Genomic DNA, 25470 nt, shown 5'->3' on the forward strand with positions numbered 1-25470 from the left:
CCTCCTTGTCCCATACTTCCTCATAGTCTGTTGTATGAGTCAAGCTAAGAATATATGCCCCAGCATTACAAAAAAAGGGTATCCCGAAACACAGTCGTGTTCGGAATACCCTCGAATAAATGTAATTCATTGGCGTAACAGCTCATTTTTATACGTATTACACTTGCTGTCCGCGAAGATGGCGCGCTAACGCGTCACCTGCTTTCCAGATATCTCCCGCTCCCATCGTCAGCACAAGATCACCCGGCTGTAAGCGATCTTTCAACTCTTCGATCACAGCTTCTTTGGTCGGCAAATAGATTGCATTCGCATTGCTGTTTTGGACGATTAAATCCACGAGCTTGGAAGAATGCACGCCTTCAATCTGTTTTTCTCCCGCTGGTGAATAAATATCGGTAATTATCACTTCACTAGCCTCGCTAAACGCGCGGCTGAACGCATCGAGCAGGAAAAAGGTGCGGCTATAGCGTTGCGGCTGGAATACAGCAATAATACGTTTGCCAGTCGCTCTCGCTGCGCTAATCGTAGCCTCAATCTCTGTTGGGTGATGCGCATAGTCATCAATAATCAGTATGTCATTGCTTTCACCTAGTACTTGAAAACGACGCTTCGCGCCGTGAAATTCCACAATTGTCGCAGCGATTTGATCGAATGGAATCCCTGCTTCCAAACATGAAATCACAGTCGCCATCGCATTATACATGTTATGTTTACCCGGCACTGATAGTTCGATCGTTCCGAGTGCTGTTCCCTTGCGGCTCATAGTGAAGCTTAATCGACGGTCACCTAATTGGATATCTGTCGCCATATAATCCGCTTCATGCTCCACTCCATAAGTAATGACCCGAGTCTGGAGTTGAGGCAGCATTTCCCGGATGTTCTGATCATCTGCGCATACAATAGCCGCCCCATCCGGTCGAATTTGACTCAAAAACTGTACATAGGCACTTTTCAGACGATTAAAGTCGCCATCGTAATTTTCCAAATGATCCGCTTCAATATTGGTTACGATGCCTTGCCAAGGATGATATTGCAGGAAAGAACCATCACTCTCATCCGCCTCAGCAACGACAAACTCGCTTTTACCTGCTTTGGCATTCGTTCCCAAATTCGTGATTTCGCCGCCAATAATATACGTTGGATCAACGTTACATCTCTCCATAACCAGAGCGATCATGGAAGAGGTTGTCGTTTTACCGTGCGCACCCGCAACAGCTATTCCCTTACGTTCGTTAAGCAAGCGAGCCAGCATCTGCGAACGGTGCAGAGTTGGAATATTCAATTCCTCCGCTGCCACCCGCTCCACATTGTCACGTGACAATGCTGTTGAATAGACGACGATATCCGCGCCTGCAATATGCTCAGGCGTGTGTCCAATATATATTTTTGCGCCTTTTGCCGCCAGTTTTTCTGTCAGCTCTTGTGATGCCACATCTGAGCCAGTCACGGTATAACCCATCTCCAGCATGACCCGAGCAATCGCGCTCATCCCGTATCCGCCGATACCGATAAAATGAACATGTTCCGAAGTAATCAACAAATTTCACCAACCTTTTTCCGAATCGGTTTGATACATAAGGGTAGCCCGTACATCCGCAATAAGGTACAGCGTGCCGGACACCACCCCCAGATCTTCCGCTTCCGTATGTGACTGAAGCAGGCCAAGAGCCTTTTTCCAGTCACCTTCTACAATTATTTTTAAATCCGTTTTGGCATAAGACGGCCGCAGCTTCTCCACGAGATGAGCCAATTCAGCGGCATTCATTTTGCGGCGAAAATCGGGCTCGGTCAGGATAAGCGTATCCACTAGTGGCAGTATATGCTGCAAGTATGCTTCATGATGCTTGTTTGACAGCATCCCCATCATTAAAACCAATTTTTTGTACGAATACACTTGAGGAAGACTCTTGGCCAGCGTCTGTGCTCCTTCTGGATTATGAGCTCCATCAAGGACAATCCTCGGCGAGGTACTGACTTGTTCGAGACGCCCTGCCCAGGCAGTTTGCCTAAAGCCCTCCAGCAATTCTGCATCATCCAACACAAAAGCCATATACTGACGTAGGACCTCAAGTGCCATCATAGCTCCTGCCGCATTAGAACATTGGTGCTCGCCTAACAACGTGATGTCAATTTCCATATGTCGGAAGGGCCCCGCGAATGAAAAGGTCTGAGCTGTTTCATCCCCATTTAGCCGTTCATACGTAAACTGTTCTCCTGCCAGGTACAAGGTAGCTCCTTGCTTTGCCGCCGTTTCACGTATGACCTGAATAGCCTCGGGTTGGGAAACACAACTGACGACAGGTACACCCGGTTTGATGATACCAGCCTTTTCCCTTGCAATCTGTTCGAGCGTATCTCCCAAAATATCCGTATGATCATAGCCGACATTCGTAATAACCGAGACGATTGGACTCACGATATTAGTTACATCCATCCTTCCCCCGAGACCTGTCTCCCATACCACAACATCTGGGAAAGATACCGTAGCATAGTATAAAATAGCCAACGCTGTCGATACCTCAAACATCGTAGGTGATCCCAATTCACTATCTGCGATTTCTTTCACCAACGGATACATGCGATTGGCAAGCAAAACCAGCGTTTCATCGGGAATATCGGTCCCATTGAATTGAAAACGGTTCGTAAATCGGGTGATGTACGGAGATGTAAAAGTTCCGACATCGTACCCACATTTCAGTAGCACAGAGGTCAGAAAGGCACAAGTCGAGCCTTTACCGTTGGTTCCCGCAATATGCACAAACTTCAGATGTCGTTGCGGATCACCCAACTTACTCATTAGCTGTTCAATTCGTTCCAATCCGGGTCTGATGCCAAACGGAATCAAGCCGTTAATCCATTCCACTGCTTCATCATAGCTTTGTAAAGGAGCCGTATCTCCGCCCCTGATCGTATCTGACATCCTCTTCACCTTCAGGTCATTTTATTGTGAGTGAAATTATCCCTTGAGTTCTTCAATACGTGCGATAACTTTAGCGCGCTTATCTGAGTAATCGGCTTGCTTGGCCTTTTCTTCCTCGATGACTTTAGCTGGTGCCTTCGCCACAAAGCCTTGGTTAGATAACTTTTTCTCCACGCGCTCCACTTCACTGTTCAAATGCTGAAGTTCTTTTTCCAGTCTGCTAATTTCCTGGGCAATATCAAGCAGTCCGGCCAGCGGCAGGTATAGCTCTGCGCCGCTAACTATAGATGTCATCGCTTTATCTGGAACGGTGAATTCTAATCCTGCGTCGAATTCAGACGTATTACAGAATCTACGTACATATTCCCCATTGCGGTTAATGATATCGAGAACGGCTTGATCGCCGGGTTTTATGAGTAATTCAATTTTCTTACTCATCGGCACGTTGACTTCAGCGCGGATATTGCGTACAGCGCGAATTACGTCGATCAGCAAATTCATTTCAGCGACTGCATCCTTATCCTCAAAAGCCGGATCATAAACAGGCCAAGCGGCCAGTGTAATCGTTTCTCCCTCATGCGGGAGATGCTGCCATATTTCCTCAGAGATAAACGGCATGAACGGATGAATCATGCGCAGCGTCCGATCCAATACATATGCAAGTACGGATTGCGTTTTCTTTTTCGCCTCTGCATTGTCGCCATATAGGGAAAGCTTCGCAAACTCAATGTACCAGTCGCACAAATCATCCCAAATAAAGTTATACAGAAGGCGGCCTGTCTCGCCAAATTCATAAGCATCTATTAGACGCGTGATGTCGCGTGAAGTTTCGTTTAGACGATGCAGGATCCAACGATCAGCGGTGCTCAAGTCACCAGTAATGTCTATATCTGCCGAAGTGACGCCTTCCAGATTCATCAGCGCAAAGCGTGACGCATTCCAGATTTTATTGGCAAAGTTACGGGCCTGCTCCACCCGCTCCCAGCGGAAACGAAGGTCTTGCCCAGGCGTGCTACTGGTGGAAATCATATAACGCATGGCATCGGTACCATATTGGTCAATCACGTCGAGCGGATCAACACCGTTGCCGAGGGATTTGGACATTTTTCTACCGTCCGCATCACGAACCAACCCGTGCATAAGTACGTCCTTGAACGGAATCTCTTCCGTAAACTCCAGCGCGGTAAAAATCATACGCGATACCCAGAAATAAATAATGTCATAGCCTGTAACCAAGACATTAGTCGGATAGTAGCGTTTGAGGTCCTCTGTCTGCTCAGGCCAGCCCAGTGTCGAAAACGGCCACAAAGCCGAGCTGAACCAGGTATCCAGCACATCCTCATCCTGTTTTAGCTTTCTGCCAGCATACTCAGGCAAAGTTGTAGGGTCCTCCGCCGATACAATAACTTCTCCGGTTTCCTCATCGTACCATGCCGGAATACGGTGTCCCCACCATAATTGACGGGAAATACACCAGTCACGCACATTTTCAATCCAATGCAGATAAGTACGTTCAAAGCGATCCGGTACAAAGTTTACCCCGTTGCCAGCCTTCTGCACTTCAATCGCTTTAGCTGCCAGAGGCTTCATTTCCACAAACCATTGTGTGGACAGATAAGGTTCTACAACTACACCTGTACGCTCACTGTGGCCTACTTGGTGTACGTGCTCTTCAATACGAATCAGTACGCCCTGCTCTTTCAGATCAGCGACGATTTGCTTACGGCAATCGCTACGATCAAGGCCCTGATATTTGCCTGCTTCGGCATTCATCGTTCCCGTTTCGTCCATCACCGTAATTTGTGGCAGCTGGTGACGTTGTCCCATTTCAAAGTCATTCGGGTCGTGAGCCGGTGTAATTTTAACCGCGCCGCTACCGAAATCTTTATCAACGTAGTCATCCGCAATGACCGGAATTTCCCGTCCGATGATTGGGAGCACAAGCGTTTTGCCAATCATTTGCTTGTAGCGTTCATCTTCCGGGTGTACAGCTACAGCTGTATCGCCCAGCATCGTTTCAGGACGTGTAGTAGCTACCGTAATAAATCCGCTACCGTCTTTCAGTGGATATTGCAGGTGATACAGATTTCCGTTCACCTCTTTGTATTCCACCTCAATGTCCGATAATGCAGTACGTGCAGCGGGGTCCCAGTTAATGATGCGTTTACCGCGATAAATCAGACCCTTCTTGTACAGTGTAACGAATACCTCGCGTACCGCTTGGGACAGTCCCTCATCCAGCGTAAAACGCTCACGAGAATAATCGAGAGAGAAACCCATCTTTTCCCATTGATTATGGATATTATCCAGATAAAGTTCCTTCCACTCCCACACTTTCTCCAAAAACTTCTCGCGGCCCAAATCATAACGTGTCAGGCCTTCTTCACGCAGCTTTTGCTCTACCTTTGTTTGGGTAGCAATACCCGCATGGTCTGCCCCTGGCAGCCACAAGGCATCATAACCCTGCATCCGCTTGGCGCGAATAATAATATCCTGCAAAGTAAAGTCAAGAGCATGTCCAATATGCAACATACCTGTAACATTCGGTGGTGGAATAACGATTGTAAAAGGCTCTGCCTCTGGATGTTGCCCGGCGCGGAAATAGCCCTTTTCCATCCACGTTTTGTACCATTTTTGTTCTGCTGATTTTGGATCGTACGTTGTTGGCATTTCCAAGGTTGTCTTGTTGTCTTGTTCTGACATATCAGGATACCTCCATGATTTTTCAATTGGCAAATAAAAAAAGCCCTTCATCCTCAAAGGACGAAAGGCTGTTCTCTCGCGGTACCACCTTTGTTTCACCCCTAGTGTATGTATCCACTGATCCATTACACATGGTGTGACACTTTATGCAGATAACGGTTGCGGACCGGCCTTATTCTACCGTGAACCTCTTATCTTCCGTAGGAATTAAATGAGGAACCGTTCAAACAGGCGACTCCCGGGTGACTTCGGCCAGTAGCTTCCTGCGGAACCTCACAGCGCTGCAATTCCACTCTCTGAAGGGCTTGCTGCCTACTCTTCCCGATCTCAGTCTTTCAATAACTATACCACATCATACATTTCCCATTGACTATAGTCAACACCCGCTGTGCATTTTTCAGCAACCGGATCAAGGGATGTACAATACCTGTCCTTCTTCCACATGATGCTCCGCCAATCTGTTATACAGTTGAAGCTCACGTGTGCTGAGCTGATAACGGTCAGCTATGGTTTCCAGTGTATCCTCGCGCTGTACAATGCATAAGCGCACCTTGCGAAAAGGTGTTTCATCTTGTGTATGAAAAAAAAGGTTCTTCCACTTGGCATTCTCCCGCTCTTCTTCGGCTTTCTGGTCCTGATCCTGCGGCTCCTGCTCCAATTGCTGCTGGTATTCGGCTTCCTTCACCGAACGGCTGGATTGGAGCAATGATGAGAAGACAACCGGGTCTGGCTCGTCTGCCCCTTCATCCTTTTTACTGTTAAGCGCCACCCGCATCTCTGGCTTATCCTCAGTAAAGGTGTCATGGGCCTCGTGGTTCACCTGTTCTGACGCTTCAGGCCTGAAGTCGAAGTTATCTACTTGACTCTCCTCCAACTGTGGCTCCAAATAGACCTCGGACTCCGTGGCAGGATGCGGTTCATTCAACAAAGGGTCATATACTATATTGGGAGATGCGGAAGATACTTTAGGTTCATTCTCCCCTGTCCATGCTTCCTCTTGCTGAAATCCCCACACTTCCGGAGACCCATGCTCATGCTTGACCTCTGGAGAGCTGTCTTCAACTGCTTTACCCGTCCAAGGCTCATAGAATCGGTTAGGATCTACTGCCGACTCATAAGCTTGCTGTTCCGACGATGCCTTCTGTTCTCCTTGGCCCTCAGACAGCTGTTCCCATGAAACGGACTCCTGTTGTGCTGGCACTCTGTAGGAGGTTTCAGGGTCTGTAACGTAATCGGAGGTCGAGTCATTGGTAGAATAGGCCTCTGCATGGCGATGCTCCCCATCGGCGGTATGGGATTGAACCGGATGCTCAGGTGCATGCACTACGGTGAATTCCTCATCCAGCCAGACCGCCGTCTCCTCCGCGTGCGAGCTTTCCACGCCATGCAAAGAAAGAACACCTGTAATGTTTAGACTACGTAAAGAGAGCAGGTCCACATCAAAATTTTCAATCTCGACAGAGATATCTTCCAATCTCCCTACGCGGTTTAGCGGAATGGTAATTTCCACAGGGATCAAATGATGAAGCTCGCTCGTAATCTGTTCAGGTGTGCGGTACACGCCCTCCAGCAGCAAATGCCCTCGCAAAGCGGCATGGTCGCCGTGGGTTACAACCTGAATGCGTGGCAGAAGCTCAATTTCCTCCAACTCAGCAATCCCGGCAGCTTCCTCCGTCAAATGAATGCGTTCATAAATATCAAAACGCAAGCCTTGCGGCTGATCATTCTGTTGTTTGTTCAAGGATGGCATCCTCCTTTGGGCAGTCTCCGCACATCCTCTGACTTCTGGTCAGGCGCACGGAAACTCCATATTGCAAACCGTTTCTAGGTTCAAGTATATGCGCCAAAATAGAAGGCATGCCATCTTTTATAGCTGTTTGTGCAGCTTTTGAAAATCATCCGGCCAAGCATCCTCCACCGTAATTGTTTCGCCACTCAGCGGATGACAGAAGGTAAGACGCTCTCCGTGCAGCGCCTGCCTGCAAAAATCAGTAGCCCGACCCCCGTATAATACATCCCCAAGCAACGGGTAGCCAGCATGACTAAGATGTACGCGAATCTGGTGCGTCCGGCCTGTCTCCAGCGTCAGATATACGAGACTCACTGCACTTGAACCGCTTCCCCATACTTCCCCGAGTTCAATATGGGTAACCGCCTTCTGCCCAGTCGGAGATACACGACGGCGCTGCTTATGATGCCTGTCCTTGCCAATCGGCCAATCCAACGTTCGCAGTGATGGAGGTACTTTCCCTCGTACCAAAGCTACATACCTGCGGCCGATATTCTTAGCTCTCATTTGCTTGTCCAGCTTAAGCAACGCAAATTCATTTTTGGCATATAGCACTGGGCCCGTCGTATCCACATCCAGGCGATGTACATGCCGTACCGCCGCATGTATGCCATTCATCTCATAGTAGGATGCGACAGCATGATCCAACGTCAGCGGACCATCCTGCACAGCGCCGTCCGGATGTACTGCCATACCTGCTGGTTTATGCACTACCAGGCAAAAATCATCTTCATACAGTACCTTTAAATCATACCAACGAGGGGTGATGCCAAGGTTCATTACAGGAAAAAGGGCCAGCCGCAGCCGGTCCCCTGTAAGTTCAATCTCTTTTTCATGACGCAGTCTGCGCCACAGCTTTTCCGGTAATTCCAAACGATTCAGCAACCACTGATCTACAGCATCAGCGCTGTTTTTTTCCCCGTCTGTGACTTCCCGTCCTGGCGTGACTTCCAGCCACGGTCCTCTTCTTTTCCAGCCACCTTGCCAGCTCATAGACGTTTGAGCGCGCGATAGTTCGCCTCAATGGTAGCATCAATATCCTCTACCGTATGCACGCCCGACACAAACATACCCTCAAATTGAGATGGTGCCACACTAACTCCCTCATTCACCATTTCAGTAAAGTAACGGCGGAAGTGGTCCTGATTACTCGTTTTAGCTGTGTCAAAATTGACAACCTTTTCTTCTGTAAAAAATGGACAAACCATAGAACCCACGCGATTGATCGTGACGGGGATACCCAGCTCGCTCGCATTACGTTCGAATCCGGCTTGAAGCCTTGCTGCCCGCTCTTCCAGACGATCGTATACTTCTGGCGTCAGCAATTTAAGTGTCGAATAACCTGCTGCCATAGCCAGCGGATTTCCGCTAAGCGTACCCGCTTGATATATTGGTCCCGATGGAGCAATCTGCTCCAGAATATCGCGACGTCCGCCGTAAGCACCTACAGGGAGTCCACCACCAATCACTTTACCCAGACAGGTAAGATCCGGCGTCACACCAAAGCGACCTTGAGCCGAATGAAGTCCAACCCGGAATCCAGTCATTACTTCATCAAAAATCAGCAGACTTCCGTACTGCTGGGTTACCTCACGCAAACCTTCCAAAAATCCAGGCTGTGGCGGTACAACGCCCATATTGCCTGCTACTGGCTCGACAATAATTGCGGCAATCTCTTCGCCAAATTTCTCAAAAGCTAGCTTCACCGAAGCCAAATCATTATAAGGGACGGTGATTGTATGGGTGGCCACGACTTCAGGTACACCCGGACTATCGGGCAAGCCTAAGGTCGCAACACCAGAGCCTGCTTTAATCAGCAAGCTGTCCGCATGACCGTGATATGATCCCTCAAATTTAAGAATTTTACTACGGCTCGTAAATCCGCGTGCGAGTCGAATCGCACTCATAGTCGCCTCAGTTCCGGAGTTAACCATACGTACAATATCCATGGAAGGAACACGTTCACAAACGAGCTTGGCCATTTCAGTTTCTGCCAACGTTGGTGCGCCGAAGCTGGTTCCTTTTACAACAGCAGCCTGTAAAGCTTTAACCACTTCGGGATGTGCATGCCCCATAATAAGCGGTCCCCATGAACATACATAGTCTAAATAGGATTGACCATCAATATCATATACGCGCGATCCTTCGCCATGGTCGATATATACAGGTGTAATCCCAACAGATTTAAAAGCCCGTACCGGGCTGTTTACGCCACCTGGAATGTATTGTTTTGCCTCATCGAAGGCTACTTTGGAGTTCGTATCCTTGCGCACTGTTCGTTGTTCATCGATCAATCTGACCACTCCTATCTTCTGAAAATAGACTTATTGCTTCAACCATCTTGCCGCATCCTTGGCCGAATAGGTAATAATCATATCTGCACCCGCACGCTTCATGCTTGTCAAAATCTCTAGCACCATTGCTTTTTCATCAATCCAGCCTTGAAGAGCTGCTGCCTTGACCATGGCATATTCACCACTAACGTTGTAAGCCACCATAGGCAGATCAAATTGATCCTTAATCGTGCGCATCACGTCCAGGTAAGAAAGAGAAGGCTTCACCATCAGCATATCCGCACCCTCCAGCACATCAGATTCCGCTTCTCGCAATGCTTCACGTGCATTAGCAGGATCCATCTGATAGGATTTACGGTCACCAAACTGCGGTGCAGAATCAGCAGCTTCCCGGAAAGGACCATAAAAAGCAGACGCATATTTGACGGAATACGACATAATCGGAATATGTGAAAAGCCTTCTAGATCCAGCCCCTGCCGAATCGCCTGTACAAAACCGTCCATCATATTAGATGGCGCGATAATATCCGCACCAGCTCTGGCCTGAGAAACGGCTGTACGTACCAGCACCTTCAGAGATTCATCATTCAATACTTCACCGCATACCTCACCATCATGCTCATGCATGTGTACCATACCGCAGTGTCCATGGTCCGTAAACTCACACAAACAAGTATCAGCCACAACCAGCAGTTCGGGATAACGAGACTTGATCAAACGAGTTGCTTCCTGAACAATACCATCGTCCACAAAAGCCGAAGTCCCTACACTGTCTTTTGTTTCCGGTATGCCAAACAGGAGCACGGCGGGAATGCCAAGCTCACTAATCTCTTTCAGCTCTTCCTCCAGCCGATCCAGAGAAAAACGGTATACACCTGGCATAGAGCTAATTTCCTGTTTCACTCCAGTGCCAAATGTTACGTAAATCGGTTGGATAAAATCAGCGGGATTCAATACCGTCTCACGCACCATACTGCGGATTGCAGCTGACTGGCGCAAACGACGATGTCTAGTAAAAGGAACACTCATGAATACAAACCTCCATTTTTTATACATTCATTAGCAAAAACAAAAAATTATAATGTCATAAGAGTACTTGATCGTTTCCAGTCACATAACGATTGAATCAGACTTTCAATGGTTGCCTTCTCTGACATAAAACTCACAGTCAAACCGGCTTGGGTAGCTGTCTCACCGGTCAAAGGACCGATCACAGCAATCGTAACTCCCTCCAGCAGCGACAACGGATCATGGATCCCCATTTGTCTGAGCGCTTCCAGAAAAAAGGTGACGGTTGAGGAACTCGTAAACGTAATCGCGTGAATGGCACGTTCCTCAAGCAGCTTGAGGAGCTCGTCATCCTGTGTGTTGGCTGCCAGCACCGTTTGATACAAATCAGCCTCGGTCACATGAAGGCCCATCTCCCTCAGCTTTTCTGGCAGCCACGACCGAGCTAGATCACCCCTTGGGAGAAATACATTCTGCCCTGCCTGCAAATCCTGCTCAAACCCTTCGAGCAAGCCCTCTGCCTGAAAAGGGCCTTCGATCTGTTCTGCCGCAATTCCGTGCGTCCGAAGCGCGGCTGCTGTAGCCGGTCCGACTGCGGCAATACGCGCTTTGAACAACGCGCGTACGTCCTTGCCCTGTTCCTTTAAGTGCGTGAAAAAGTATTCCACTCCATTAACGCTGGTAAAAAACACCCAATCATATTCAGGCAGTCGTGCAAATGCCTCTTTAATTTCCTGTTTGGTTGGCTCGTCCGAAGGGGCGACAGTCTGAATAACTGGAAATTCATAAGGCTCGCCACCAAGCTCTTCAATCCGGTGAACCAGACTGCTGGCCTGCGCACGCGCGCGAGTAACTAAAATCCGCTTGCCAAACAAAGGCATGTCCTCAGCCCATTTTAACTGTTCACGTTGATTGACCACTTCTCCGACAACGATGACGGCGGGAGGCTGAAAATTCGCGGCCTTCACCTTAGCTTCAATATCCGCCAGCGTACCCACCAGCGTATCCTGCTCGGCGCGGGTCCCCCAACGGATCAAGGCAACAGGAGTATCTGACGGCTTGCCGTGTTTTATGAGCTGTTCACTGATATAGCCGATCTTTGCTACACCCATCATAAAGATCAGTGTGCCCGTTGCGTTCGTCACTTTATCCCAATGAATACTTTTGTCGAGTTTATCCGGACTTTCATGACCTGTAATGATAGAAAGCGATGAGGCCATATCTCGGTGTGTGACTGGAATGCCCGCATAGGCGGGCACACTGATCGCTGATGTGATGCCGGGTATAATTTCATAGGAAATACCGTGTTTACGCAATAGCCCGGCTTCCTCGCCGACTCGTCCAAATATAGTGGGGTCTCCCCCTTTAAGACGAACAACTGTTTTGCCCTCCAAGGCCAAATCCACCAGCAGCTGATTAATTTCCTCTTGCTTCATGGTGTGACGATCTGGCAACTTGCCGACATATATTTTTTGGGCACCTGGCTTCATCAGTCCCAAGAGGCGTGGGCTTGCCAGCCTGTCGTACACAATGACATCGCCCAATTGAATGCATTCCCAACCCTTGACCGTAATTAATCTTGCGTCTCCGGGTCCTGCACCTACCAAATATACTTTTCCTGCCATGCTATCATCCCCTCACCTGCGCCAGAATCTGTTCCGCTCCTTTGGCTATCAAACTGGCCGCCACCGCTTCTCCCAGCTTTTGCGGATCATTTCCCTGGAGCGTTTCCTTCAAAATAAACTCGCCATCTGGCGATCCTACCATGCCCGTGAGGCTGATTTCTTGACCAGCCCAGACCGCATGAGCCCCGATCGGCACTTGACATCCCCCATTTAACACGCCCAGAAAGGTTCGTTCTGCCGCAACGGTAGCCGAGGTATCCCGGTCGTTGTAAAGGCGCAGCAAGGCCAATAGCTCTTCGTCGCTCGCACGACATTCAATACCCAGCGCTCCCTGCCCAACCGCCGGCAAACAGTCTTCTTCCGGTATATAGGACGTAATTCGCTCTTTCCAGCCCATCCGATGCAAGCCTGCTGCCGCCAAAATGATAGCGTCAAAACCTTCCGTCTCCAGCTTTTTCAGACGGGAATCAATATTACCACGCACAGGCTCCAATTGTAGATCAGGTCGCATGGACTTGATTTGACTGGCTCTGCGCAGGCTGCTCGTGCCCACCTTTGCCCCTTGAGGCAAATCCTCCAGGCTCTTGGCGCCCAATGTGATCAGGCAATCACGTGGATCCTCACGGCGCGGCACAGCGCCGTTGACAAGCCCTTCCGGTAATTCGGAAGGCATATCCTTCATACTATGTACTGCCATATCAATCTCACCAGCCAGCATGGCCTGTTCAATTTCTTTGACAAAAAGCCCTTTGCCACCCACTTTGGACAAGGTTACATCCAATATTCGATCACCCTTGGTCAGGATTTTCTTCACGACAAATTGCAAATCCATTCCATGCTCCGCGCACAGCGCGTTCAAATCTTCAATGACATGCCCGGTCTGAGTTAACGCCAGCGCACTCTGTCTGCTGCCTACCACAATTGTTCGCATGTTATTCCTCCTGATTTTGCGCAATCCATAGGTCTATTTCTTTTTCGGTCCAAGCCATAAATTCATGACGGCGTATTTGATCCAAAATTCCGCTACTCGCCAAGCGCCTCAGTAGTTTGGTCCTTTGCTGTGGAGAACTTATCTTATGTTTGATGATCTGTCGCATATCGTGCATGAAATCCAGATATGGCTCGTATTCGCTACCAAACAACGTATCCAAAGCTGATGTAATATCAGCGGTCACAGCAGGGCCAGCCCCTTCTGTGGAAATACTAATCGTCAATCTTCCTCGTCGAATGATACCCGGCGTTATAAAGTCTCCATCTTCCGATCGATCCGCCACATTTACCAGTATACCCCTTTGTCTGGCCTCATGCGCAACCTCATTATTCACTTCTCTCTGGTTCGTCGCCGCATATACAAGAAAGGCTCCCTGGAGGTCACCCTCGCGATATACGCGATTTACCCAGTGGAGCTGCTTGTGATCCGCCAGAACCTGTAAATCCGGCGTTATATTCGGGCTAATGACGGTAATGAATGCCCCACTTTCCATCATCCCCTTTACCTTTCGTTCCGCAATCCTACCGCCACCTACAACACAACAGATCCTATTCTTACAATTCAACGAAATCGGGACAAAATGCTGCAAAAGGCTTTTCACTCTCCCGTCCACTGATGAAATACAGACCAGGAATTCAGCAAAAAATTAAGAATCAATAGCGTGTAGCCCACCAATGCCCACTTTGCCATCACAAGCCCTGAACGCTGATTCAATCTTTTGCTCACTAAAAATACAATATACACGCACAAGGCAATCGCTGTCATCAGCACCTTGGTATCGAGCAAGAGACGCCAGCGTTCCTCGGCAATAATAGAAATAACGGCAACTACAATAGAGACTCCCAGCAAAGGAGTACCAATCAACAGCGCCATATGCGTATACCGATCCATCATTTCCAGACTCGGCAGGCGCCTGATCGTGTCATTCCATTTCTTTACTTTCAATTTACGATGCAAAAACAGATATAACCCCGAAAATACAGCCGCTACCGTCATTGCTACAAAACCAAGATTAGCCAGCGCAATATGAATCAGGAGCAGCCCATGCACTGTATGCCAATTTCCAAGCGGGTTGTCGAGAGGCTTCATCCATATATTGTTGAGCACTAGCACTGCAAAACTAATAATATTAAGCAGCAATACCGCAAATTCGGATCGCTGATAACGTGTCAGAATCAAAGAAATCAGTACCAAAATAACTGAGAACAGAAATAGAAAATCATAGGTCACGAAAATAGGAAGATGCCCTTCATTCCAGGTTCTTATCCCCATATAAGCAAGCTGGAGCACCAGAACGACAACAAGAAGCCCTGTACCTGTCCGTTTAGCATTCGCATTGCGACGAATCCCATCCGAGAATACAAACAGAAGGCTCAGGGCAAAAACATAAATCATTGAATCATATATAAGCATGCCTGAAGCCACGTCTGTTCACCCACCTTTACAGGCTGGCCGGCGCAAACGACGCTGGCAAAGCCTGAGCCTGAACGGTCTTTTCATGAACACCGGCTTCCGGTTTCATTAACGCAGATGCATCGCTTTTATCTACTTTCTGAGCGGCGTCATCCAAACGATCCTCCAGAGCAAAAATGTGGCTAAACATGTCTAGGGCCTCATTTCCCTGCTTTTGGACAGCCAGTTCCTTTACCCGATTGATCGGATCATGCATCATCTGATTCAGCATACTCTTCGTCAAGCGGCTAATCACTTTGCGTTGCCGTTCATCCAGCTCGGGAAGCTTATTGAACAAGCTTTCCAACGTATCCTGATGTACAGACTCCGCTTTTTCCTGTAATGCACGAATCACCGGACGCACTCCCATCGTTTTCAACCATTGATAAAACTCGCTAAGCTCATCTTCGATCATATGCTCGATTTTTGTAGCTTCGGTACGGCGCATTTCCAAATTGCTCTCCACGATCCCTTCCAGATCATCAATATCGTACAGGAAAACATTCTGTAATTCACCAATAGCCGGGTCGAGATCACGCGGAACCGCAATATCAATCATAAACAAAGGACGGGACTGTCGACGTTTCATACTTGCTTCAACCCGAGTCCGATCCAGAATATAACCCTGGGCACCTGTCGAGCTAATAACAATATCCACATCCGCCAACCGATTCATGCCTTCCTCCATCGTAACCGGCGTTCCATGAAACTTGGAGGCAAGGTCTTCCGCACGGGACAAGGTTCGGTTTGCTACAATAACCTCGGCTGCTCCGCCGCTGTACAAATGCTTAACAGTAAGCTCGCTCATTTTACCAGCACCGAGAATCAGTACCTTTTTATCGGTAAACATCCCGAAAATCCGTTTGCCCAGCTCAACTGCTGCATAGCTGACAGATACGGCACTTTCTCCAATAGACGTCTCCGAATGGGCACGCTTGCCCAATGTGACGGCCTGCTTAAACAACATATTAAACCACGTTGCCGTAATTTTCTGGGATTGAGCCTGAAGAAAAGCGTTCTTTACCTGTCCCAAAATTTGTGTTTCTCCGATTACCATAGAATCAAGACCACAAGTCACACGGAACAAATGCCGAATCGCCTGCTCGTCCTCATATATATATAAATGTTGTGTAAATTGATCACGCGGAATGCCAAACCATTGCTCCATAAAACTGCGTATAAAATAACCGCACATGTGAAGGCGGTCCACCACAACATATATTTCAGTCCGATTGCAGGTTGCGACAACTACGCCTTCCAACACACTTTTGGTAAGTTTGAGTTGTTCCAGCGCTTTTGGCAAATCTTGTTCTGCAAATGTAAAACGCTCTCTGACTTCCACAGGCGCCGTACGATAATTCAACCCAACAACGACGATGTGCATTGCAAATTCACCTGCCTAAACTGTAATAAGAATAACCACTGTTATCATAAACTATGTTAATTATATCACAGAAGTCCGAATCTCCTCCGGCTGTTTTATGAATTGTTTATGAAAATTGGATGGCTTTCATGAACATCTAGCACGTTCTGTATGATTTGATTTAGTGTAAACCACTTTTAAAACAAATAACCATGGAAATGTTCCATGGTTATAATATAGGACGCACAAATGGCTCCATAAAGAACGATTTACACTAACTCGGCCAGCTTGCACTCCGGTGATTCCACCTGAAGTTCTCCCAAGCCGCGAATCAGCTTCTTCGCATATGTTTTTTTCGGTTTTAGAACGGATACCAGGTAATCAATAGCCAGCTGCGGATCGACAGTCTCACCGCAAGTATAACAATCAATAGCGGCAAATCCTCTCTCAGGATACGTATGAATAGAGAGATGACTCTCCGACAACAGTACAAGCACGGTAGCTCCCTGTGGTTCGAATTGCTTGGATTGAACGGACATCACCGTTGCTCCGCAAGCTTCAGCTGCTTCAACTAATTGAGCCTCCAAAAGCTGCGCATCATTCAGCAATTCAAACTCAACACCCCAAGTATCTACGGCAACGTGTCTTCCGAAAGTTGAGTACTCCAATTCCATCTTTCGGTTCCCCCTTCCTAGGAATAAAATGTTTGAAAAAATTTCATCCGCTAGGACCTACGTCATTCACTTCCCGAGGGAATAACCTCTCGCAACATTCAATGTCCTGAGTGAATCCTGGTTCCTATATTCATTTTCAACGAGATTAAAAATAACATCTATGTGCAGCAAATGCAATCATTTTTTTGGAATAAAAAAGCCCCTTTCGGTAAAGAAAGGGACTACACTGCATAACGATTCATTCCATATATTCATGCCTTATTAAGCTTCCAGTGCAAATAATTTCGAGCAACTCATTCGAAGCTTGTGGTCAATCTGTTCCAACTCCGAGAAAGTGCGCGCCAAATTCCGCTGGTCAAGCAACGAATTAATGAGATGATATACGTCTGATATTTCATTTTCGACGTTCTGATGCTGAAAAAGCTGTTGCAGTTCCTGTACCGTATTTTTATATTCAAATACCAGCTTAGAGCCTGCGGCATTCTTCTCCATAATTTTACGAACCGTACCTTCATTATAAAAATACACCATAGTGAATCCTTGATACATTCGGTAAACGATGCCTTCACCCTTAAAACGAACAAAAAGTTTGCGTATAAATAGGGTTAGTTGCGGATGAATTAAGCGGCAAGTCAATTCACACACTAATGCTCCCTCTTTGGCTTCAAAAAACAAATGAACTTCCTCACCCGCACTATGCTCCAGAACGATTTCCTGACTTCCGTTATCCAGAACTTTAATGTGGTAATGCACCTGCGGATCATCCACTGCCCGCAAAAATTCGTCCATTTGAGTTTCCGACAAGGTCAATGTGGTTTTAACATACTCTGTGGCTAACCGCTGAGCCATACCAATCTCCTCAATTCTTTCCTGAACCTATAAGTTTAAGCTTTATGCTTTATTATACATCAGACCTACAGTGCTTTTCTTGCACATCAATCATAAATTTCCGCCATACATCGAAAAAAACAGAAAATAATGAGGTTGAGACTGCATTATCCTCCATATACACTCACTTTTCTGCTTAAAGTCCACGAGTTCCTTTAGTTATTATATATTATTCCTACCGTTTTAGTAAGTTTATTTTCCCGAAGCCCGAATCATGAAAAAAGGACGCCCTTAAGGACGTCCCTAGCCTTACAATTCCGCCTGCTCTTCGTCGTCATTCTCTATATAGCTGGAGATGACAGACCACAGCTCTTCCTTGCCCATACCTTCTTCGGATGAAAAGGGGATAAACAATCCCCCGGGAAGTATTCCGAGTTCCTGCTTGATTACTTTATAATGCTTTTCTCGTCGCGTTTTAGGGATCTTATCTGCCTTCGTGCCTACAACACATACGGGAAGCCCATTATGACGCAGCCAATCATACATCATGATATCATCCTTGGAGGGCGGATGGCGTAAATCTACCATTTGAAGCACCAGTTTGAGTGGCTCACGCTCCAGCAAATAAGACTCAATCATCTGCCCCCAAGCCTTGCGGGACGTTTTGGATACTTTGGCGTAACCGTAACCGGGAAAATCGACAAAATAGAGATCATCATTAATCCGGTAATAATTGAGTTGCTGGGTTTTACCTGGCGTAGAACTGGTACGCGCCAAATTTTTACGGTTAATCAACCGATTAATCAGTGAAGACTTTCCTACATTGGAGCGCCCCGCCAGAGCAATCTCTGGCAAAGCGTCCACAGGAAACTGATCGGGACCAACCGCACTTATTATAAATTCTGCTTTTGTTACTTTCATTGTGTCCTTAATTCCTCTCTAATGTACCCTTGCCTGCTCAACCAAAGCATGCTTTAGCACCTGATCCATATGGGCAACGGGGACAAATTCAACATCCTGCCGGATACTGTCGGGAATATCCTTCAAATCCCGTTCATTATCTTTGGGAAGCAGAATTTTTTTGTAGCCTGCCCGATGGGCAGCCAGCGACTTCTCTTTCAAACCACCAATCGGCAATACACGACCACGCAGAGTAATTTCGCCCGTCATAGCCACATCTTTGGATACATGACGGTTGGTCAAAGCTGAAATTAATGCGGTAGCAATAGTAATTCCTGCAGATGGGCCATCCTTCGGAATCGCACCCTCAGGAATATGAATGTGGATATCATTTTTCTCATAAAAGTCCAGTTCAATGCCCAGATCAACTGCTTTCGAACGAGTGTAGCTGAATGCCGCCTGTGCAGATTCCTTCATAACGTCTCCCAGTTTACCCGTAAGAATCAGTTTACCGCTACCAGGTACGACCGTCACTTCAATCATCAATGTTTCACCACCGACTTCTGTCCATGCCAAGCCTGTAACCGTACCGATCTGATCCTCCAGTTCTGCAACACCGTAACGGAATTTAGCGATACCTAGATAATCCTTCAGATTATCCGGTGTGATTTGAATCGGGCCTTCGCCACCAGATACAACGGACTTCGCCGCCTTGCGGCACAGAGAAGCCATTTGCTGCTCAAGATTCCGTACACCAGATTCACGGGTATATTCGCGAATGACACGCAATAACGTATCCTCCCCGATAACCAGTTGTTCCTCGTCCAAGCCATGCTCTCTCTTCTGCTTGGGCAATAGGTACCGATTGGCAATTTCCAGCTTCTCCAGTTCGGTGTAGCCAGGAATATAGAGTGTCTCCATGCGGTCCATTAGCGGACGCGGGATGTTGTGTGCAGCATTGGCTGTCGTTACAAACATCACATTGGACAGATCAAACGGCAGCTCGACAAAATGGTCACTGAACGTATTGTTTTGTTCAGGATCAAGCACTTCAAGCAATGCCGCCGATGGATCCCCTCGAAAATCGGAAGCCATTTTATCAATCTCATCCAGCAAAAATACCGGATTAGACGTTCCTGCGGTCTTCATCCCTTGAATGATCCGCCCTGGCATCGCGCCAACATAAGTCCGGCGGTGACCACGGATTTCCGCTTCATCCCGCACACCTCCGAGAGAGATGCGGACAAATTCCCGACCCATGGATTTGGCAATCGAACGAGCCAACGAGGTCTTGCCGACCCCTGGCGGACCTACAAGACACAGAATCGGTCCCTTAATGGTCTTCACCAGCTTACGTACAGCCAAATACTCCAATACACGCTCCTTGGGTTTATCCAGTCCGTAGTGGTCGTTATTGAGTACCTCTTCAGCTTTGACGATATCCAGATCATCATCGGTAAACTTGTTCCATGGCAAGCTTAACAACCAATCAACATAATTACGGATGACGCCACCCTCGGCAGAGCTTGCTGGCATTTTTTCCAGACGGTCGATTTCCTTTTCAACCTTCTCCTTCACCGGAACAGGCAACTCCAGTTCACTTAGCTGGTTGCGTAGTTCTTCAACTTCTCCTGCGCGACCTTCCTTCTCACCAAGTTCCTTCTGAATTGCCTTCATTTGTTCACGCAGATAATACTCCTTCTGCGTCTTTTCCATCTGCTTCTTCACACGCTGGTTGATTTTACGTTCCAGCTCCAGTACTTCACGCTCATTGTTCAAAATATCCAGAAGCTTCTCCAGACGCTGAGTAACGTCGATCGTCTCCAGTATATCCTGCTTTTCCTTAATTTTGAGCGTCAGGTGACTTGTGATCACGTCTGCAAGCCGTCCTGGCTCCTCAATATCGGATACCGCAGCGAGAGTCTCCGGTGTTACCTTTTTGGACAAGTTGATATAATGCTCGAACTGAGTTAATACAGTGCGCATAAGCGCATCCGTCTCAGGCTGTACGTTTTCTGCCTCGTGCAGCTCCTTCGCCATTACCTCGTAATATTCTTCATTGTCCGTATATTGAATAATCTCGGCGCGTTCCAGCCCTTCCACCAATACTCGAATGGTTCCATTAGGAAGCTTGAGCATCTGACGTACCTTGGCTACCGTGCCGACTCGAAAGATGTCCTCTTGTGTGGGTTCTTCAATATTTACTTCTGATTGAGAACACAGGAGAATCAAATTGTCTTCAACCATCGCTTTTTCCAAAGCCTTGACCGATTTTTCCCGGCCCACATCGAGATGCAGAACCATGCTCGGGTAGACCAGAAGCCCTCTTAAAGGCAGCAAAGGAAAACGACGACCTTTTGTCTTGGTGGGTCCCATCGCTTTCGCACCTCCAGTGATTCTCAGGTTCCGGATTTTACAATCCTCACGTTGCTATCTTTCATATTTTATCAAATGTTTTATGAAAAAACCAATGAAAGGGTGGTTTATCAGCAAGATCCTGTATCTGATATCGTCCCGTTATGCGTTCCATCAGCCTGTAACAAGGAAGATTGGGATGGGCGAAAAGTCTCAATTGGCGCATGCACAGGCAAATCCGACGTCATCTCTTCCCCAAACACATGTCGGAACACTTCGGTAACCGACTGTACGGGGATGACTTTTAAACCCTCAATGCTATCAAAAAGAGCTTGCCAGTTATCCTGCGGAATGATCACTTTTTTGGCTCCCGCCTGAAAAGCGGCTTCAACCTTGGCTAATACACCACCAATCGGTTTGACACGACCATGGATGCTAACTTCGCCAGTCATAGCAATTTCATGATCTACCGGGATTCCCCGCATCGCGGAAGCAATAGCTGTTGCCATCGCAATTCCTGCGGACGGGCCATCTACCGGCGTACCTCCGGGGAAATTGATATGCAGGTCGTAATTCGACGGAGCCAATCCGAGCGTACGCAAAACGGTCAGAACATTTTCCACAGAACCTTTAGCCATGCTCTTACGGCGCAGTGTGCGGGACCCACCTCCGATTTCTTCCTCATCCACGACTCCTGTAATATTATAGTTTCCCTTTCCCTCAGGAACCGGAACCGCGGTAACTTCAATTTCCAGCAGCATTCCCATGTTCGGACCGTATACAGCTAAACCATTAACAAATCCGATTTGCGGCAAGCCCGGTATTTTTCGGTCAGGACGCGGCTGAATTTGACTGCTGCCCGCTACCCATTCCACGTCGGAAGCATTGAGACGTTCCCTTTTCTCGGTAAGTGCCAAACCAGCAGCAAGCTGGATCATATTGACCGCCTCCCGACCGTTCGTGGCGTAACGCTGTACAACTTCTACCGCCTCAGGACAAGGACCAAAGCCTAGCTTGTGGACAGCGTCCTCAGCAATACGGGCAATCTCCTGTGGCTGCAAGGCACGGAAATAAATTTCCATGCACCGGGAGCGAATCGCAGGTGGCAACTCATGCGGCGAACGGGTCGTCGCACCTACCAAACGAAAATCCGCTGGCAAACCGTTTTGGAATATATCGTGGATATAAGCAGGAGTATGCGAATCTTCCGAGTTGTAATACGCACTTTCCAAAAATACCTTGCGATCCTCCAGCACTTTCAACAGTTTATTCATCTGCGTTGGATGCAGCTCACCAATCTCATCAATGAACAGCATACCCCCATGTGCCTTCGTTACAGCTCCAGGCTTAGGCTGCGGGATACCCGCCACCCCCATCGCTCCTGCCCCTTGATAGATTGGATCATGTACTGAACCTATCAGCGGGTCCGCAATACCGCGCTCGTCAAAGCGGGCCGTCGTGGCATCAATCTCCGTGAATTTGGCATCTCCCTTGAACGGGGATGACAGATTCTTCTTCGCCTCTTCCAACACCACGCGTGCAGCAGCCGTCTTCCCTACACCCGGCGGGCCATAAATAATGACATGCTGCGGATTCGCACTACATAACGCCGCCTTGAGCGCGCGCAATCCGTCCTTCTGACCCACGATATCCTGTAATGTGGCAGGACGTGTGCGTTCAGCCAATGGTTTGGTAAGTGAAATTGAACGCAATTTGCGTAGCTTATCTAATTCCTTCCGGGATTCTCGATCCACCGCACTACGGTTCGTTTTCTGGCTCCGCAGGAGGTTCCAGAAATACAGACCAATAACAATCCCGAAAAACATTTGCACCAATAACAAAATCATAGTCAAGTCCATCGTATTTCCTCCGTTTCTCATCTCAGCAATTTGAAAAATGCCGCTCTATGAAAAACAGTATTTCCTTTTCCGCGATAGCTAAACGGCGGTCTTTCAAAAGATCAGAGAGAAATACAAAAACACCGCGAAGAACAGTTCTGTAGCAGAGCTGCTCTCCACGGCGTATAAATGATGACAATAGATTATGACTATGCCTCTTTATAATAACTGCTTTTGCCTACACCTTCTCGGCGGTATGACGTTCTTCACGTCCAGGGATTTTCCCTGTTTCCTCATATGCCTTGACGATGATATCAATTTCTTTTTTCAATTCCTCGACCATATCAGCCTCAGGTACTTTGCGAATCATTTTTCCATAACGGAACAAAAGGCCTTCACCGCGCGCTCCGGCAATTCCGATATCAGCTTCCTTCGCTTCACCCGGGCCATTCACTGCACAACCCAGTACTGATACTTTAATCGGTACCTTGAGTTTTGCAATGTAGTCTTCTACCTCGTTAGCAATAGAGAACAGATCAATATCCAGACGTCCGCAAGTCGGACAAGAAATCAGTGTAGCTGCGTTTGTGATCAATCCAAACGTCTTGAGCAACTCACGTGCTACCTTCACTTCTTCCACCGGATCGGCGCTGAGCGAAATACGCATTGTGGAGCCGATGCCTGATGCCAGCAAAGCGCCCATACCTGCCGCGCTTTTAACCGTACCCGTAAAGAGCGTCCCAGCTTCGGTAATACCCAGATGGAGCGGATACTTAATAATTTCAGCTGCCTTCGTGTAAGCGGCAATCGCCATAGGAACATCAGACGCCTTCAATGACACGATAATGTCATGGAAATCAAGCTCTTCCAGTATCCCGATATGATACAGTGCGCTTTCTACCATCGCTTCTGGCGTAGGGTAGCCATACTTATCAAGTAAATGCTGTTCCAACGACCCGGCGTTCACACCAATCCGAATTGGAATCCCTTTTTCCTTACATGCCTTAACGACAGCTTCCACTTTTTCACGTCGTCCAATGTTACCTGGATTAATGCGAACCTTATCAATTCCATTTTCAATTGCCAGTAGAGCCAGCTTGTGATTAAAGTGAATATCTGCAACCAGCGGAATATGAATCCGTTTTTTTATTTCCTTAATGGCTGCGGCAGCTTCCTCATTGTTGACGGTAACCCGCACCAGTTGACATCCGGCTTCTTCCAAACGAAGAATCTCGGCTACAGTTGCTTCCACATCTGCTGTTTTGGTTGTACACATGCTTTGGATGATGACTTCATTGCTGCCGCCAATCGTCAGATTCCCGACTTTTACGGGACGTGTGTCTTGTCTTAAGAACATGTACTTTTCTCTCCCATTAACGCCAAACCTCCACCCCTTAAAACCTCATACAGGTTTAGTGAAGTGGAGATCCGGCTTCTCATGTTTTAGAGATCGCGAAGTATCAATCCTTAGGCGCTCTCTTCTTGTTTTTTATCCTTATCTGTACCACCGAGTTCCGGTGCGATTTTATCTTTTACAACCTGCTCATTGATGACGCAAGTAGTGATATCATCACGGGAAGGAACCTCATACATCACATCCAGCATAATGCCTTCAATGATCGCACGAAGACCACGGGCACCCGTGTTACGCTTGATGGCTTCACGGGCAATGGCTTCCAGAGCATCTTGCTTAAACTCCAAAGTAACATTATCCAGTTCAAGCATCTTCTGATACTGCTTGACTAACGCATTTTTCGGCTCAGACAAAATACGAACCAATGTGTTCTCATCAAGCGGCTCCAGCGTAGAAATAACCGGCAAACGTCCTACAAACTCCGGAATCAGACCGAATTTCAAAAGATCCTCAGGTAATACCATTGAAGTATATTCGCCTGGTTTCAGATCTTTTTGTTCGCTAGTAGCGTTAAAGCCGATGACCTTTTTACCAATACGGCGTTTGATCATTTGCTCCAGACCATCAAAGGCGCCACCGCAAATGAACAGGATATTCGTGGTGTCAATTTGAATGAACTCTTGATGTGGATGCTTGCGACCGCCTTGCGGAGGTACAGAAGCAACCGTTCCTTCCAAAATTTTAAGCAACGCCTGCTGTACACCTTCACCCGATACGTCACGCGTAATGGACGGGTTTTCGGATTTGCGGGCTACTTTATCAATTTCGTCAATGTAGATAATGCCGCGTTCGGCTTTTTCCACATCATAATCGGCAGCTTGAATCAGTTTCAGCAAAATATTTTCAACGTCTTCACCCACATAACCTGCTTCCGTAAGGGAAGTGGCATCTGCGATAGCAAAAGGAACGTTCAAAATTTTAGCCATGGTTTGCGCAAGCAACGTTTTACCCGAACCTGTAGGTCCAAGCATCAAAATGTTACTTTTTTGCAGTTCCACATCATCAATTTTGTTTTGAGTATTAATACGTTTGTAGTGATTATATACCGCTACAGACAACGATTTTTTCGCTTGATCCTGACCAATGACATATTGGTCCAGAATGTCACGGATTTGCATTGGTTTCGGAATGTCTTTCAGATCTACTTCTTCTTCATGACCCAATTCCTCTTCTACAATCTCCGTGCATAACTCAATGCATTCGTCACATATATATACGCCCGGTCCAGCAACAAGCTTGCGAACCTGATCCTGAGATTTACCGCAGAAAGAACATTTCAATTGTCCTTTTTCATCATTAAATTTAAACATAGAGCC

At 47.5% G+C, this 25470-nt stretch carries 19 protein-coding genes; all 19 read right to left on the reverse strand.

Annotated elements, in window-relative coordinates; all coding sequences use genetic code 11:
* Window positions 1–157 precede the first annotated feature (157 nt).
* Window positions 158–1537, reverse strand: a complete 1380-nt coding sequence (gene murC / locus NLX82_RS16365) for a UDP-N-acetylmuramate--L-alanine ligase (protein ID WP_013311605.1) — start codon at window positions 1535–1537, stop codon at window positions 158–160.
* 6 nt (window positions 1538–1543) lie between these two features.
* Window positions 1544–2920 (reverse strand): bifunctional folylpolyglutamate synthase/dihydrofolate synthase, encoded by a 1377-nt coding sequence (locus tag NLX82_RS16370; protein WP_254348623.1) that lies wholly within the window; start codon window positions 2918–2920, stop codon window positions 1544–1546.
* 36 nt (window positions 2921–2956) lie between these two features.
* Window positions 2957–5623, reverse strand: a complete 2667-nt coding sequence (locus NLX82_RS16375) for a valine--tRNA ligase (RefSeq protein WP_023989958.1) — start codon at window positions 5621–5623, stop codon at window positions 2957–2959.
* A gap of 409 nt (window positions 5624–6032) precedes the next feature.
* Complete coding sequence (locus tag NLX82_RS16380; RefSeq protein WP_367995887.1) at window positions 6033–7364, reverse strand: LysM peptidoglycan-binding domain-containing protein; 1332 nt, start codon at window positions 7362–7364, stop codon at window positions 6033–6035.
* 126 nt (window positions 7365–7490) lie between these two features.
* Complete coding sequence (locus NLX82_RS16385) at window positions 7491–8405, reverse strand: RluA family pseudouridine synthase (RefSeq protein WP_254348636.1); 915 nt, start codon at window positions 8403–8405, stop codon at window positions 7491–7493.
* Complete coding sequence (gene hemL, locus NLX82_RS16390; RefSeq protein WP_028541575.1) at window positions 8402–9706, reverse strand: glutamate-1-semialdehyde 2,1-aminomutase; 1305 nt, start codon at window positions 9704–9706, stop codon at window positions 8402–8404. Before hemL ends, NLX82_RS16385 begins: the two co-directional genes overlap by 4 nt.
* A gap of 30 nt (window positions 9707–9736) precedes the next feature.
* Window positions 9737–10735 (reverse strand): porphobilinogen synthase, encoded by a 999-nt coding sequence (hemB, locus tag NLX82_RS16395; protein WP_023989962.1) that lies wholly within the window; start codon window positions 10733–10735, stop codon window positions 9737–9739.
* 47 nt (window positions 10736–10782) lie between these two features.
* Complete coding sequence (cobA, locus tag NLX82_RS16400; protein ID WP_023989963.1) at window positions 10783–12339, reverse strand: uroporphyrinogen-III C-methyltransferase; 1557 nt, start codon at window positions 12337–12339, stop codon at window positions 10783–10785.
* Between the two features lie 4 nt (window positions 12340–12343).
* Complete coding sequence (gene hemC, locus NLX82_RS16405) at window positions 12344–13270, reverse strand: hydroxymethylbilane synthase (protein WP_023989964.1); 927 nt, start codon at window positions 13268–13270, stop codon at window positions 12344–12346.
* Between the two features lies 1 nt (window position 13271).
* The gene (locus NLX82_RS16410; RefSeq protein ID WP_071558351.1) at window positions 13272–13919 is read right to left on the reverse strand and encodes a precorrin-2 dehydrogenase/sirohydrochlorin ferrochelatase family protein; all 648 of its coding nucleotides are present in this window, start codon (window positions 13917–13919) and stop codon (window positions 13272–13274) included.
* Between the two features lie 8 nt (window positions 13920–13927).
* Entirely contained in the window at window positions 13928–14755 is an 828-nt protein-coding gene (ccsA, locus tag NLX82_RS16415) for a cytochrome c biogenesis protein CcsA (RefSeq protein WP_023989966.1), read from the reverse strand.
* Between the two features lie 16 nt (window positions 14756–14771).
* Window positions 14772–16166, reverse strand: a complete 1395-nt coding sequence (gene hemA, locus NLX82_RS16420) for a glutamyl-tRNA reductase (RefSeq protein ID WP_013311616.1) — start codon at window positions 16164–16166, stop codon at window positions 14772–14774.
* A gap of 248 nt (window positions 16167–16414) precedes the next feature.
* Window positions 16415–16813, reverse strand: coding sequence for an adenosylmethionine decarboxylase (speD, locus tag NLX82_RS16425; RefSeq protein WP_053326605.1), 399 nt, complete (start codon window positions 16811–16813; stop codon window positions 16415–16417).
* 267 nt (window positions 16814–17080) lie between these two features.
* The gene (locus tag NLX82_RS16430; protein WP_023989968.1) at window positions 17081–17668 is read right to left on the reverse strand and encodes a hypothetical protein; all 588 of its coding nucleotides are present in this window, start codon (window positions 17666–17668) and stop codon (window positions 17081–17083) included.
* Between the two features lie 288 nt (window positions 17669–17956).
* Window positions 17957–18568 (reverse strand): ribosome biogenesis GTP-binding protein YihA/YsxC, encoded by a 612-nt coding sequence (gene yihA / locus NLX82_RS16435; RefSeq protein WP_053325975.1) that lies wholly within the window; start codon window positions 18566–18568, stop codon window positions 17957–17959.
* 18 nt (window positions 18569–18586) lie between these two features.
* The gene (gene lon / locus NLX82_RS16440) at window positions 18587–20923 is read right to left on the reverse strand and encodes an endopeptidase La (RefSeq protein WP_023989969.1); all 2337 of its coding nucleotides are present in this window, start codon (window positions 20921–20923) and stop codon (window positions 18587–18589) included.
* 110 nt (window positions 20924–21033) lie between these two features.
* Complete coding sequence (gene lonB / locus NLX82_RS16445; RefSeq protein WP_076160836.1) at window positions 21034–22761, reverse strand: ATP-dependent protease LonB; 1728 nt, start codon at window positions 22759–22761, stop codon at window positions 21034–21036.
* Between the two features lie 217 nt (window positions 22762–22978).
* Window positions 22979–24097 carry a flavodoxin-dependent (E)-4-hydroxy-3-methylbut-2-enyl-diphosphate synthase gene (gene ispG, locus NLX82_RS16450; protein ID WP_023989971.1) on the reverse strand — a complete coding sequence of 373 codons (1119 nt, stop codon included), beginning with the start codon at window positions 24095–24097 and terminating at the stop codon, window positions 22979–22981.
* A 110-nt stretch (window positions 24098–24207) separates the two neighbouring features.
* Window positions 24208–25464: an ATP-dependent protease ATP-binding subunit ClpX gene (gene clpX, locus NLX82_RS16455; protein ID WP_023989972.1), complete on the reverse strand. Its 1257-nt coding sequence runs from the start codon at window positions 25462–25464 to the stop codon at window positions 24208–24210.
* Between the last annotated feature and the right edge of the window lie 6 nt (window positions 25465–25470).

It is taken from the genome of Paenibacillus sp. A3M_27_13, assembly GCF_024213315.1.
Lineage (GTDB): Bacteria > Bacillota > Bacilli > Paenibacillales > Paenibacillaceae > Paenibacillus > Paenibacillus polymyxa_B.

Excerpts from the sequence above, each read along its gene's own strand:
- NLX82_RS16370 (WP_254348623.1), bottom strand. The coding sequence starts at position 2,920 with ATGTCAGATACGATCAGGGGCGGAGATACGGCTCCTTTACAAAGCTAT.
- NLX82_RS16375 (WP_023989958.1), bottom strand. The coding sequence starts at position 5,623 with ATGTCAGAACAAGACAACAAGACAACCTTGGAAATGCCAACAACGTAC.
- NLX82_RS16385 (WP_254348636.1), bottom strand. The coding sequence starts at position 8,405 with ATGAGCTGGCAAGGTGGCTGGAAAAGAAGAGGACCGTGGCTGGAAGTC.
- hemB (WP_023989962.1), bottom strand. The coding sequence starts at position 10,735 with ATGAGTGTTCCTTTTACTAGACATCGTCGTTTGCGCCAGTCAGCTGCA.
- cobA (WP_023989963.1), bottom strand. The coding sequence starts at position 12,339 with ATGGCAGGAAAAGTATATTTGGTAGGTGCAGGACCCGGAGACGCAAGA.
- hemC (WP_023989964.1), bottom strand. The coding sequence starts at position 13,270 with ATGCGAACAATTGTGGTAGGCAGCAGACAGAGTGCGCTGGCGTTAACT.
- hemA (WP_013311616.1), bottom strand. The coding sequence starts at position 16,166 with ATGCACATCGTCGTTGTTGGGTTGAATTATCGTACGGCGCCTGTGGAA.
- NLX82_RS16430 (WP_023989968.1), bottom strand. The coding sequence starts at position 17,668 with ATGGCTCAGCGGTTAGCCACAGAGTATGTTAAAACCACATTGACCTTG.
- yihA (WP_053325975.1), bottom strand. The coding sequence starts at position 18,568 with ATGAAAGTAACAAAAGCAGAATTTATAATAAGTGCGGTTGGTCCCGAT.
- lon (WP_023989969.1), bottom strand. The coding sequence starts at position 20,923 with ATGGGACCCACCAAGACAAAAGGTCGTCGTTTTCCTTTGCTGCCTTTA.
- lonB (WP_076160836.1), bottom strand. The coding sequence starts at position 22,761 with ATGGACTTGACTATGATTTTGTTATTGGTGCAAATGTTTTTCGGGATT.
- ispG (WP_023989971.1), bottom strand. The coding sequence starts at position 24,097 with ATGTTCTTAAGACAAGACACACGTCCCGTAAAAGTCGGGAATCTGACG.
- clpX (WP_023989972.1), bottom strand. The coding sequence starts at position 25,464 with ATGTTTAAATTTAATGATGAAAAAGGACAATTGAAATGTTCTTTCTGC.